This is a genomic window from Vibrio satsumensis, assembly GCF_050337435.1.
GTDB lineage: Bacteria > Pseudomonadota > Gammaproteobacteria > Enterobacterales > Vibrionaceae > Vibrio > Vibrio satsumensis.
In genome coordinates this window covers 123,526-136,318 of sequence record NZ_JAKJSX010000007.1, presented here as the reverse complement: position 1 = coordinate 136,318, position 12,793 = coordinate 123,526, and the positions used below count along the sequence as shown (strand labels likewise).

General features: G+C 44.1%; 10 protein-coding genes. 5 read left to right on the top strand and 5 right to left on the bottom strand.

Annotated elements, in window-relative coordinates; translation table 11 throughout:
• Positions 1–152 precede the first annotated feature (152 nt).
• Together ligA and zipA are read right to left on the bottom strand one after the other, a co-directional pair.
• A complete protein-coding gene (gene ligA / locus L4C44_RS09895) occupies positions 153–2,165 on the bottom strand; it encodes an NAD-dependent DNA ligase LigA (RefSeq protein ID WP_146490394.1) in 2,013 nt (670 codons plus the stop codon).
• Positions 2,166–2,257: 92 nt separating this feature from the next.
• Complete coding sequence (gene zipA / locus L4C44_RS09890; RefSeq protein ID WP_428804961.1) at positions 2,258–3,301, bottom strand: cell division protein ZipA; 1,044 nt, start codon at positions 3,299–3,301, stop codon at positions 2,258–2,260.
• A 229-nt stretch (positions 3,302–3,530) separates the two neighbouring features.
• On the opposite strand from zipA, the gene cysZ reads away from it, so the two are divergent.
• From cysZ to crr, 5 genes are all read left to right on the top strand, one after another.
• Positions 3,531–4,289 (top strand): sulfate transporter CysZ, encoded by a 759-nt coding sequence (gene cysZ, locus L4C44_RS09885; protein WP_146490396.1) that lies wholly within the window; start codon positions 3,531–3,533, stop codon positions 4,287–4,289.
• 238 nt (positions 4,290–4,527) lie between these two features.
• Positions 4,528–5,496 carry a cysteine synthase A gene (gene cysK / locus L4C44_RS09880; RefSeq protein ID WP_017061934.1) on the top strand — a complete coding sequence of 323 codons (969 nt, stop codon included), beginning with the start codon at positions 4,528–4,530 and terminating at the stop codon, positions 5,494–5,496.
• A 302-nt stretch (positions 5,497–5,798) separates the two neighbouring features.
• Positions 5,799–6,056 (top strand): HPr family phosphocarrier protein, encoded by a 258-nt coding sequence (locus L4C44_RS09875; RefSeq protein WP_004734263.1) that lies wholly within the window; start codon positions 5,799–5,801, stop codon positions 6,054–6,056.
• A 136-nt stretch (positions 6,057–6,192) separates the two neighbouring features.
• Positions 6,193–7,917 (top strand): phosphoenolpyruvate-protein phosphotransferase PtsI, encoded by a 1,725-nt coding sequence (ptsI, locus tag L4C44_RS09870; RefSeq protein WP_017061935.1) that lies wholly within the window; start codon positions 6,193–6,195, stop codon positions 7,915–7,917.
• 106 nt (positions 7,918–8,023) lie between these two features.
• Entirely contained in the window at positions 8,024–8,533 is a 510-nt protein-coding gene (gene crr, locus L4C44_RS09865) for a PTS glucose transporter subunit IIA (protein WP_004737851.1), read from the top strand.
• Positions 8,534–9,147: 614 nt separating this feature from the next.
• On the opposite strand, the gene L4C44_RS09860 is transcribed toward crr, so the two are convergent.
• From L4C44_RS09860 to L4C44_RS09850, 3 genes are all read right to left on the bottom strand, one after another.
• A complete protein-coding gene (locus L4C44_RS09860) occupies positions 9,148–10,281 on the bottom strand; it encodes a flagellin (protein ID WP_010436625.1) in 1,134 nt (377 codons plus the stop codon).
• A 297-nt stretch (positions 10,282–10,578) separates the two neighbouring features.
• Positions 10,579–11,712 (bottom strand): flagellin, encoded by a 1,134-nt coding sequence (locus tag L4C44_RS09855; RefSeq protein ID WP_428804960.1) that lies wholly within the window; start codon positions 11,710–11,712, stop codon positions 10,579–10,581.
• Between the two features lie 121 nt (positions 11,713–11,833).
• Entirely contained in the window at positions 11,834–12,757 is a 924-nt protein-coding gene (locus tag L4C44_RS09850; protein ID WP_428804959.1) for a Dyp-type peroxidase, read from the bottom strand.
• Between the last annotated feature and the right edge of the window lie 36 nt (positions 12,758–12,793).

The window sequence follows — 12,793 nt, the reverse complement described above, 5'->3', positions numbered from 1 at the left end:
TTCATTAATATTGAGCAGCGTCACTGTCCTGACTTTAGAGTTCATATAGGAACAAAATTATCAACAATTAAAAAGCCCTCATTTTTATATCAGAAACAAAAAAGGCACTCCCTTAAAAGGAGTGCCTTTGAGCTTTTTTTATCTGTATTTACTTACGAAATAAGGGCTATTAGATCTTCTTCTGTTCTTATTTCGATACCTAAATCTTGTGCTTTGGTTAATTTAGAACCCGCCGCTTCACCGGCAAACAAGATGTCCGTTTTCTTAGATACGCTACCCGTAACTTTCGCACCCAATGCTTGCAATGCCGCTTTGGCTTCACTGCGACCTAGTTGAGAAAGTGACCCAGTCAACACAACTACCTTACCTTCTAGTGGTAGCTCTTGATCATCCGCAGCTTCTTCGATGACAGGCCAGTTCACGCCAAGTTCTATCAGCTGATCGACTACCGCTCTGTTTTTCTCTTGCGAAAAGAAACTTGTGATATGGCTAGCGACGATGTCACCAATATCAGACACCTCAACTAATTGTTCATGGGTCGCCACTTGAACCAGCTCCAGTGTTTTGAAGTGTTGCGCCAAGTTCATCGCAGTTGCTTCACCCACTTCACGAATACCTAGCGAATAAAGGAAACGTGCCAGTGTTGTGTCTTTGGCTTTATTAAGCGCACTCACCACATTTTGCGCCGATTTAGGCCCCATACGATCAAGAACTGTGATCACGCCCGCGCTGAGCTTGAACAAGTCAGCGGGCGTTTCTACCATTTCACGGTCTACAAGCTGCTCTATCACCTTTACGCCAAGACCATCAACATCCAGCGCCTTTCTCGACACAAAGTGCTTCAGCGCTTCTTTACGCTGCGCCTGACATACTAAACCGCCAGTACAACGCGCTACAGCCTCACCCTCTATGCGCTCAACTGCTGAGTTACATACTGGGCAAGCGCTCGGGAATACGATGTCTTTCGCAGTTTCAGGACGACGATCTAGTACAACAGCCACAATTTGCGGAATCACATCGCCAGCACGGCGAATAATAACGCTGTCGCCTATCTTCACGCCTAAACGAGCAATCTCATCGGCATTGTGAAGCGTGGCATTACTCACCGTCACACCACCAACAAAGATAGGTTCCAGTTTAGCAACCGGCGTAATAGCGCCCGTACGGCCTACCTGGAACTCAACATCGTTAAGCAGAGTGACCTCTTCTTGCGCTGGGAATTTGTAAGCAATCGCCCAGCGAGGCGCTCTAGCAACAAAGCCAAGCACTTCTTGTGCGGCAATATCGTCGACTTTGATCACCACACCATCAATCTCATAAGCCAGAGCATCGCGACGGGTCATGATGTCTTGGTAATAAGCCTTTACGTCCTCAAGTGAGCTAAGCTGCTTAGTCTCAGGACACATAGGTAACCCCCAGCCTTTCAGCTGTAAGAAGCGTTGATAGTGGCTATTAGATAGCTCAGCGCCCTCTACAACACCAACACTGTAGGCATAGAAAGCCAGCGGGCGTTTCGCTGTAATACGAGAATCCAGCTGACGTAAGCTACCTGCTGCGGCATTACGTGGGTTAACAAAGACTTTCTCGCCTTTCTTCAACGCCATCTCATTCAACTTATCGAAACCCGCTTTTGGCATAAACACCTCGCCACGAACTTCAATACGCTCTGGCCAGCCTGCACCTTGTAATTTAAGTGGGATAGAGCTGATAGTACGCACGTTTTCAGTGATATTTTCACCCGTCGCACCGTCACCACGTGTAGCAGCCTGAACTAGGGTACCATTCACATAGAGCAAGCTAACGGCAAGGCCATCAAGCTTAGGTTCACAACAGAAAGTCTTGAGATTTGCGGTTGGCGCCCTATCAGACATTCGCTTATTGAACGCATCCAAATCTTCATCAGAGAAAGCATTGTCCAGAGAAAGCATTGGGATCTCATGAGTCACTTGAGTGAAACCATCGAGAGGCTGACCACCAACACGCTGGCTCGGAGAATCTACCGTCACTAGCTCTGGGTTCTCTTCTTCGATCTTTAGCAATTGCTGCATTAATCGATCGTACTCGACATCAGGGATCTCAGGGCTATCTTCTACGTAATAACGAACGGCGTGATAATGCAGAGTTTCTCTTAACTGCTCTAAGGTAACTTGAATCGATTCTTTCATATCATTCTCTGTCGTGATTGAAATATCAAAAAGGGCTCCCTTAGGAGCCCTTTTCTATAAATATAGATTATTTACAAGGCTAAACAATACGGCTAGGCATTCGATGCCGTCATAAAGTCTCTGATTTGCTTGCGGTATTCAGATAAACGGTTTGGTGTCATTAAGTTGCGCGATTCATCCAATACGTTTCCGCCCATATCGTCGGCAATTTTCTGCGCCGCACTCAACATCACATTGAAGTTCTGATCAGCTTGACCGTAACAAGGCAACGTCATAAAGAACGAAATACCTTTAGTCGTGAAGTCAGCAGGATCATCATGTTCTAGCGTTCCCGGCTGCATCATATTTGCAACGCTGAAAATAACCTTTGGTGCGTCTGTAGATTGTGCAAAGCAGTGGTAGATAGACATCTCACCATAAGTTAAACCGTTGTTCTCCATGCTACGGAAAAGTTCTGTACCCACAAATGGGATCTCTCCAGCACAGTGAACATTAAGAACGATAACTTCTAAGCCAAGTTCTTCATCTGGCTTCGCTTCTTCAACAGATGCACTTTGCGGAGTAACGACTTCTTTCGCAACAACTGGCTCTCTTTGAGTGAACGTTTCATTTGGAACGAGTGGCTCATCAACCGCCTCAGAAGACTCTTCAAACGAACCGTACTGCTCTTTAAAGCCTGCATGGTTTTCTTTTTGCTCGTCAGTCAACTCAAAGCTTGGAACTTCAGGCTCAACAACCTTCTCTTCCTCAATCACTTCAGGTTCACTTTCAACCTTAATTGGGTCTTCTACGCTGAAAGAAGGAAGATCACTCAACTCGATGTCGTCTTCGTGAGCTTCTTTCATTACTGGTGCTGTTAGTGGATCAGAGTCAATCAGCGGATCAGTCGCCGATGGTGAAACAGCAAAATCCGGCTCTTTACGCTCTTTTCGGATTATCTCAAAATCATCTTCTGGGGCGAATGAACGGTTTGGGATTGTTTCTGCTTGATCTAAGCTGTCGTTATCAAGCTTACCAAGCGGCTTATCTCCAAACTTTGCTTTCCCTTCTTTTTTACTCGTCCATAGGCCATGGAACAATAATGCGGCGATAGCTAATGCGCCAACAATAATGAGTACAAATCGCAATTCCTGCATTTTTCGCTCTCAGCTTTCTTAGTCAACTAGCTATAAACACGCTGTCACTAAGTTGGGTTAATTTGGCTAATCTCACTACTCTATCAAAAGTAGCCACTGTTTTAGAACAACTTAATACAATTAGTTCCTTACATGGTGTGATTTTCACCACGCTTTTTTTCTTAATTTCGGTCGAGTACACTAGACATGTTTGCTATTTAATCAAATTCACATGTGACCCAATTTAAATATGACTATTGAATCTGTTCCCCGCTCCGGCTTTGGCTATTTTATTTTCGGAATAAAAATCGCCTTGTCGCCGAGCATTCGTAAGTTTGTACTCATGCCACTTATCGCGAACGTGTTACTCGTTGGTGGTGCTTTGTTTTATATCTTCTCCAACCTAAACACTTGGATTGAGGGTTGGATTGGTGCATTACCAAGCTTCTTATCGTGGTTGTCATACATTTTATGGCCATTACTTGTGTTAACCGTATTGGCCACTTTCTCGTATTTCTTTAGCACCCTCGCGAACTTCATTGCCGCGCCTTTTAATGGATTGCTCGCTGAAAAGGTAGAAGAGTTACTCAGTGGCAAAAAAGTCAATGACGATGGTTTACTGGATGTACTCAAAGATACCCCACGTATTTTAGCGAGAGAATGGCGCAAGCTTGTCTACGTTCTGCCAAAAGCGATAGGTTTATTCCTACTTTTGTTAATTCCAGCACTAGGGCAAACCGTTGCACCGTTTTTATGGTTCATTTTCACAGCATGGATGTTAGCGATTCAATACGCTGACTACCCGTTCGATAACCATAAAATCAAGTTCGATGACATGAGAAACAATTTGAAACAAAAACAAGGTAAGAGCTACAGCTTCGGTGCGCTTGTTTCTGTTTTCACGACTATTCCAATTTTAAACCTGATTGTGATGCCCGTTGCCGTTTGTGGCGCAACAGCAATGTGGGTTGCTGAGTTTAAAGACCAAGCTCTACGCTCACGTCTATAAGTCCTCATCTCTAACCCTGCCTATACTTCCTAGTTTCGCCTATCTTTTTGAAGTTCTGATTTCAATAAAGATAGGCGTCAATTCTGCTACATATCTATATGATATAACTTTTTAATCCTTTTACCTTTTTTTCAACTTGTTTAATCTAAATTCAAGCTGAAAAAACATCGAAAGACACTAGACGGTAAAGTGATTGATATACTACGTTTAGTTCTGTCATTAAATGAAGGAATATCGCATGAGCAAGATCTACGAAGACAACACCCTAACGATTGGTAACACACCTCTAGTCCGCCTTAACAAAGTAAGCAAAGGTAACGTCCTAGCTAAGATCGAAGCTCGTAACCCAAGCTTCAGTGTTAAGTGCCGTATCGGTTCAAACATGATCTGGGAAGCTGAAAAAGCAGGTACTCTGAAGCCAGGTATCGAGCTTGTTGAACCAACTAGTGGTAACACTGGCGTTGCTCTTGCCTTCGTAGCTGCGGCGCGCGGTTACAAGCTAACGCTAACGATGCCTGAGTCAATGAGCCTAGAACGTCGTAAGCTGCTTAAAGCGCTTGGCGCAAACCTTGTGCTAACTGAAGCACCAAAAGGCATGAACGGCGCGATTGCTAAAGCAGAAGAGATTGTTGCTTCAGACCCAGACAAGTATCTACTACTACAACAGTTCAACAACCCAGCTAACCCACAGATTCACGAGCAGACGACTGGTCCTGAAATTTGGGAAGCAACAGACGGCGAAATCGACGTGTTTGTAGCGGGTGTTGGTACGGGCGGTACTATCACTGGTACAAGTCGTTACATTAAAGGTGAAAAAGGCAAAGCGATTACTTCAGTAGCGGTTGAACCGGCTGAGTCTCCAGTAATTGCACAAGCGCTTGCAGGTGAAGAAATCAAGCCAGCTCCGCACAAAATTCAAGGTATCGGCGCAGGTTTCATCCCTGGAAACCTAGATTTAGAGATTATTGACCGCGTAGAATCGGTAACTTCTGAAGAAGCGATCGAGATGGCTCAACGCCTAATGAAAGAAGAAGGTATCCTTGCTGGCATCTCATCTGGTGCAGCTGTAGTAGCCGCAAACAGAATCGCAGAACTCCCTGAATTTGCAGGAAAAACTATCGTAACGGTACTACCAAGCTCTGGTGAACGTTACCTAAGTACAGCCCTATTTGCTGGCATCTTTACGGAAAAAGAGAACCAACAATAATATGTGGTCAAATCAATTTTTCGTCCAAAAAAGCCCCGTTTAGGGGCTTTTTTGTTGATCCCTGCCCCACCTTTGGTAATATCGGGTCTGTTTTATTTTTCGCTTCAAAATAAAAGAAGCAATAAACAAATTCTGAAAGTCATGAGTACTCAACAAAAGACGACCATGGCTGGATAAAAATTTATAACCAGTCTAAGTTCTAACACGAACATGGCGTACTAGCCTCTAGCGCATTTGGGCTAAAGCAGTTAAGCTAATCTGGTTACAAACTTACAAAAAATAAATTAATTGGGGTATATAAAATGTACGAGAAGCAAGTAGAAATCACAGCAGAAAACGGTCTTCACACTCGTCCAGCTGCACAGTTCGTTAAAGAAGCAAAATCTTTCGACGCTGACATCACAGTGACTTCTAACGGCAAAAGCGCTAGCGCGAAAAGCCTGTTCAAACTACAAACTTTAGGCCTAGTAAAAGGTACTAACGTTACTATTTCAGCTGAAGGTCCTCAAGCTCAGCAAGCAGTTGACCACCTAGTTGCTCTTATGGATCAACTACACTAATACGGTCTCCTTCTTTCAAAGCCATTTTGCATAGCAAAGTGGCTTTGTTCGAAATAGATAGGAATAAGCGCGACATTAGTCGACGACTTAAAGTCACACACTCTCCCGTTTACAGTTGAACAACTAAGGTAAGGCTATGATTTCAGGCATCCTAGCATCTCCTGGTATTGCTTTCGGTAAAGCACTACTACTTCAAGAAGATGAAATTGTCCTAAACACTCAATCTATCTCTGACGACCAAGTTGAAGCAGAAGTACAGCGTTTCTTTGACGCTCGTAACAAATCTTCTCAGCAACTTGAAGTTGTTAAGCAAAAAGCACTTGAAACTTTTGGCGAAGAAAAAGAAGCAATCTTTGAAGGCCACATTATGCTGCTTGAAGATGAAGAGCTAGAAGAAGAGATTTTAGCACTCATCAAGAAAGACAAAATGCACGCAGATAACGCGATCCACACTGTGATCGAAGAGCAAGCTGTTGCACTAGAGTCTCTTGATGATGAGTACCTAAAAGAACGTGCAACTGATATCCGTGATATCGGTACTCGTTTCGTTAAAAATGCTCTAGGCATCAACATTGTATCTCTAGCAGATATCAATGAAGAAGTTATCCTAGTAGCTTACGACCTAACGCCATCTGAAACTGCACAAATCAACCTAGACTACGTTCTTGGTTTCGCTTGTGACATCGGCGGTCGTACATCTCATACTTCAATCATGGCACGTTCTCTAGAGCTTCCAGCTATCGTTGGTACTAACGATATCACTAAGCAAGTTAAGAACGGCGACATGCTTGTGCTAGACGCGATGAACAACAAGATCATCATCAACCCTTCAGATGCTGAATTAGCAGAAGCTAAAAAAATCAAAGAAGATTTCGAAGCAGAAGCGGTTGAACTAGCAAAACTAAAAGATTTACATGCTGAAACTCTAGACGGTCACCGTGTAGAAGTTTGTGGCAACATCGGTACAGTAAAAGACTGTGACGGTATCCTGCGTAACGGCGGTGAAGGCGTTGGTCTGTACCGTACTGAGTTCCTATTTATGGACCGTGACGCGCTTCCTACTGAAGAAGAGCAATACGTTGCTTACAAAGAAGTAGCAGAAGCAATGGAAGGTGAGTCAGTGATTATCCGTACTATGGATATCGGTGGCGATAAAGACCTACCATACATGGACCTTCCACAAGAGATGAACCCTTTCTTAGGCTGGCGTGCAGTACGTATCAGCTTGGATCGTCGTGAAATCCTACGTGACCAACTACGTGGCATCCTACGTGCATCTGCACACGGTAAACTACGTATCATGTTCCCAATGATCATTTCTGTTGAAGAGATCCGTGAACTGAAAAAAGCAATCGAAGAGTACAAAGTTGAACTTCGCGCTGAAGGCCTAGCTTTCGATGAAGAAATCGAAATCGGCGTAATGGTTGAGACTCCAGCAGCAGCTGCAATCGCACACCACCTAGCGAAAGAAGTATCTTTCTTCTCTATCGGTACTAACGACCTAACGCAATACACTCTTGCGGTAGACCGTGGTAACGAAATGATTTCTCACCTATACAACCCACTATCTCCTGCTGTTCTTACAGTAATCAAGCAAGTGATCGACGCATCACACGCTGAAGGTAAGTGGACTGGTATGTGTGGTGAGCTTGCTGGTGATGAGCGTGCAACGCTACTTCTTCTTGGCATGGGTCTAGATGAGTTCTCTATGAGCGGTATCTCTATCCCTAAAGTTAAGAAAGTAATCCGTAACTCTAACTTCGCTGAAGTTAAAGCTATGGCTGACGAAGCACTATCTCTACCTACAGCTGCAGAAATTGAAGCTTGCGTAGAAAAATTCATCGCTGAGAAAACTCAGTAATCGCCAAATGCTTAATAAAGTTAGACGGCTAAAAATAGTCGTCTAATTTGTTAGATTGGTATAGTATATTCTACAGAATAAAACTAAACGTTAGGAGCATGACACAATGGGTCTGTTTGACAAACTGAAAAAGCTTGTATCTGATGACAGCGCTGATGCTGGTGCAATCGAAATCATCGCACCTCTTTCTGGTGAAATCGTAAACATCGAAGACGTGCCAGATGTAGTTTTCGCTGAAAAAATCGTTGGTGACGGCATCGCTATCAAACCAGCTGGCGACAAAATGGTAGCTCCAGTTAACGGTACTATCGGTAAGATCTTCGAAACTAACCACGCATTCTCTATCGAGTCTGACGACGGTGTTGAGCTTTTCGTTCACTTCGGTATCGATACTGTTGAACTTAAAGGCGAAGGCTTCACTCGCGTAGCTGAAGAAGGTCAATCTGTTAAAGCTGGTGACACTATCATCACTTTTGACCTAGCGCTTCTAGAAGAGAAAGCGAAATCTACGCTTACTCCAGTTGTTATCTCTAACATGGACGAAATCAAGGAGCTGAACAAGCTTTCTGGTTCTGTAACTGTTGGCGAAACTCCAGTTCTTAAAGTAACTAAGTAATTTCGATTACTTATCTGCTTTAATTAAAACGCTACCTAAGGGTGGCGTTTTTTGTGCCTGTTATTTGGCTCGAGTTCCTTAAACAACAGTTCTGATTACTACTCCTCACCTCGCTGTAAACAATCCCTCAATAAGCCACAGTAATACCCAATTATTAATTACCAACGTAACCCTACTTTGCTATTAAACCACACAAAACACCACCCTTGGCGCAGGTCCCACACGTTAGATCACGCAGTATGTCTTTCGACCACAACAAGAACCCTAACATCTGACTTACTTCTCGATCAAAAGCAGATTCCTGATACCTTGTTCTACTCGGTTCTGGAATGACGAAAGATTGCTTCGATGTAGTAAGCGAGAAAATCACCACTTCCCAACTCCCGTCATTCCCCCTACAGTGAGGAACGAACGTGATAGGGAATCTCGTTTTTGCTCCCGCTTACCAACATTGCACTTTTCCCAATACACCTTCACCAAATCGCAGGCAATAAAAAACCCAGCCGAAGCTGGGTCTGTTTAGCGCTCATCTCTCACCACGAGCTAATTTGTGGAAGCCTAACGTTAACGCTTATGATCAACCATGCTTATAGTCAACGTGGCCTTTCAATCGATTAACCTAGTAGGCTAAGTGCCGAGTTCGGAGCTTGCTTCGCTTGAGCAAGAATCGAGCTTGAAGCTTGAGAAAGGATCTGAGACTTAGTCATCTGAGTCGTTTCTTTCGCGAAATCGGTATCTTTAATACGGCTCTTAGATGCGTTAACGTTCTCGTTAATGTTGTCTAAGTTGCTGATAGCGTGGTCGAAACGGTTTTGGAAAGCACCTAGCTCAGCACGGTGGCTGTCTACATACTTAAGTGCCGCATCGATAACGGCTACAGACTCTTGTGCGCCACCAACTGATGTTACGTCGATAGTATCAACCGTTACGTCTTTGCCAGGTTGCATGCCTAGTTCACCAGCAAGGCTRCCAGAGAATGCCACTTCGCCTTCAACTTTGTTGTTACCAGTAAACATTTGTAGCTTACCATCTTCAGTTACAGACGCTTTCACAGAGTCTTGTTGACCGTTGATGTACGTTGCTAGCTCTTCGATATCGTCACCCGCTTTTGCGTTGATGTCGATTTCTTGTGCTTGACCGAAGTTATCAGTGAACGACARTTTTAGGTCGTTAGAGCCAGCTTGAACGTTCCAATCTTTGTCTTTMGCGTTCTCAGTTTGGTAGCTCTTACCACCCATCTGAGCATTATCAGAGCGCATGTCTTTCAGTTGAAGCATTACCGCTTCACCGTTATCCGCACCGATTTGGAATGATTTAGTRCCGTGAGTACCGTTAAGCAGCTTGTTRCCACCAAAAGACGTSGTTTCCGCGATACGGTTTAGTTCGTCGTTCAGTGCTGTTACTTCTTCTTGAATCGCTACACGCTCAGATTTTGAGTTTGAGCCGTTTGAAGATTGTAGAGACAAATCACGCATACGTTGCAGGATGTTAGTCGTCTCGTTCATTGCACCTTCAGCAGTTTGTGCAATCGAGATACCGTCGTTCGCGTTACGTACTGCAACATCAAGGCCGCGGCTCTGAACGTTCAAACGGTTAGAGATTTGTAGGCCCGCAGCGTCATCTTTTGCGCTGTTGATTTTTGAGCCTGAAGCTAGACGCTCCATTGATGTTTGTTGTGCGCTGTTTGCGTTGTTTAGGTAACGTTGCGCTGTCATCGCTGAAACGTTTGTATTTACATTCACTGCCATGGTGATTTCTCCAATTGATTTTCCGGTATAGCGGTTTCCGACGTCTCGGAAAACCAAGTAGTTCTCTCAAAGTTACTTTTAATAACGGCGTGATTGGCGAAACCTTTAGGAAAAAAAACAACAAAATTAAAGAAATAGCGATAAAGGAGAAGAAAGCGTGACTGGCAGTAAAATTATCAAAAAAAGATGAGAAAAACGCTAAAGTTGCCGAGAAGTCGGTCGAGCAATAATTTGTATTTTAATTAACCAAACAGACTGATTAAGCTGAAATACCTTTATAAGATTCGAGGTAATTCATTAACCTAATAACGTTAAAGCGAGATTCGGAGCTTGCTTGGCTTGAGCGAGTATCGTTGTGCTCACTTGCTGCAAAATTTGTTGCTTAAGCATTTGAGTGGTTTCTTTAGCGTAATCGGTATCTTTGATTCTGCTGTTTGATGTAGCCAAGTTCTCATGAACATTTTCGAGATTATTAATCGCATGATCAAAACGATTTTGCATTGCCCCTAGTTCAGAACGATGACTATCCACGTACTTCATTGCTGTATCTAAAATAGAGACAGCACGTTGCGCTCCACCCACATCGGTGACATTGATGTCATCGACAGATTCGTAATAACCCGCCGACATCGAAAGCTCACTGGCTAAAGAACCTGAAAAAGAGATCGTGCCCGCAGTATCTTCGCCAGACATATAGATCTGAAGTTGCCCGTCATCATTAACCGAAGCCGACACGAGATCCGTCTGACCATTGATGTAGGTCGCCAGCTCTTCAATATCATCGCCCGCTTTCGCGTTGATGGTGATCTCTTGTGGCTGACCAAAACGATCGGTAAACGACATCGTCATATCATTCTGGTTGGATTTCACTTCCCATGAATTACTAGCCATACCATTGGAGACATAGCTAAATCCACCCATGTTGATGTCATCGGTACGCATGCTTTTTAAGCCTATCTGCACCGCTTCGCCAGAACTGCCACCGATTTGAAAAGAGGTATGTCCAAAGCTGCCGTTGAGGAGTTTTTTACCACCGAATGAGGTGGTTTCTGCAATTCGATTCAGCTCGTCATTTAAGGCGGTGACTTCCTCTTGAATAGCGATTCGTTCCGATGAGCTATTCGACCCGTTACTCGCTTGTAGGGACAAATTTCTCATGCGCTGCATGATATTAGTGGTTTCATTCATTGCTCCTTCTGCCGTCTGCATAATGGAGATGCCGTCGTTAGCGTTTCGAACCGCGACATCAATGCCGCTCATCTGCGCTTCTAATCGATTCGAAATTTGTAAGCCAGCCGCATCGTCTTTTGCACTATTAATACGACTCCCTGAAGCTAAGCGCTCCAAAGATTGGTTCAGCATGTTGTTGGCATTCGACAGATTCCTCTGAGCCACCAGCGCTGAGACATTTGTATTAACAGTTATAGCCATAGACCTTCACTTACAAAAAGATGAATAAAACTCACGATTGCTCTTATATCGACCAATTCATCTAAAGCTTTAATAAAAAAGGAGCCCTGAGGCTCCCATTATTTATTCTATTTGAGGCGATTTACTTAACCGTTAATGCACTCAACATCTCAGTTGAAGGAGCAAAGTAGTAAGCGCCTGTCACCGCTTTAGTAAAACGAAGCAGTTGGTCTGTTTTACCATCTGTTACGCCATACATGCTCTCTAGCATCGCATCAAAGTTATGACGGACATTACAGTAAGCAATGAACAATAAGCCGTGGTCGCCCGTTGCTGTGCCGTAAGGCAGGCTGTGACGAACAATTTTAAGGCCCTTGCCTTCTTCTTTAATATCCACACGACCAACGTGAGACGCCGCAGGAACATCGTCTAGCTCGATTGAATCGGGCTTAGTACGACCCACGACTTTCTCTTGTGCTGATACATTCAATCGGTTCCAAGCAGGTAGGTTGTGCACAAAACGTTGCACCATCACATAGCTACCGCCAGCAAATTCACCTTCAGGCACAATCGCCACTTCAGCGCGCTGTGCGTCTTTCGGGTTTTCGGTGCCATCAACGAAGTCGGTCATGTCACGTGAATCTAGGAAACGGTAACCGTAGGTTTCATCAACTACTTCAACGTCCGCAGCTACTTCAGATAGCAATTTACGTAGGATGAAGAAGTGCAGATCGTGTCGATTTGAATGACAGTGAATCAGAACATCAGACAATGTGCTCGGTGCAGTGACATCACCTTCGCCAAGCGCAGGAAAATCAATTAAGTCCGCGGGAGCAGCTTGCTCGAACTTATCCCAAAAAGCCTTTGAGAACGCAACTGACGCCGTTAAGTTCGCATCTGGTTGAGTTTGATTGAGCCCTTCGATTAGCGCAGGAATCTTTTGAATTTCTGCGAGTACATTAGTAGCGTTAGCATTCACTTTAAGTTGAACGTAAAGAGCGAAAGGCCCAGCTTCTGGCAAGATAGCACTTTGAACGTTAGGCTGCTCATTTGAGACATTAAGCATAGATTATTCCTTCCAGTTTTAGCTTCTAAGTATAAT

Bases quoted from the DNA above. Each gene is read 5' to 3' on its own strand.
- ptsI (WP_017061935.1), top strand. From the start codon at position 6,193: ATGATTTCAGGCATCCTAGCATCTCCTGGTATTGCTTTCGGTAAAGCA.
- ligA (WP_146490394.1), bottom strand. From the start codon at position 2,165: ATGAAAGAATCGATTCAAGTTACCTTAGAGCAGTTAAGAGAAACTCTG.
- L4C44_RS09855 (WP_428804960.1), bottom strand. From the start codon at position 11,712: ATGGCTATAACTGTTAATACAAATGTCTCAGCGCTGGTGGCTCAGAGG.
- cysK (WP_017061934.1), top strand. From the start codon at position 4,528: ATGAGCAAGATCTACGAAGACAACACCCTAACGATTGGTAACACACCT.
- L4C44_RS09875 (WP_004734263.1), top strand. From the start codon at position 5,799: ATGTACGAGAAGCAAGTAGAAATCACAGCAGAAAACGGTCTTCACACT.
- crr (WP_004737851.1), top strand. From the start codon at position 8,024: ATGGGTCTGTTTGACAAACTGAAAAAGCTTGTATCTGATGACAGCGCT.
- L4C44_RS09850 (WP_428804959.1), bottom strand. From the start codon at position 12,757: ATGCTTAATGTCTCAAATGAGCAGCCTAACGTTCAAAGTGCTATCTTG.
- cysZ (WP_146490396.1), top strand. From the start codon at position 3,531: ATGACTATTGAATCTGTTCCCCGCTCCGGCTTTGGCTATTTTATTTTC.
- zipA (WP_428804961.1), bottom strand. From the start codon at position 3,301: ATGCAGGAATTGCGATTTGTACTCATTATTGTTGGCGCATTAGCTATC.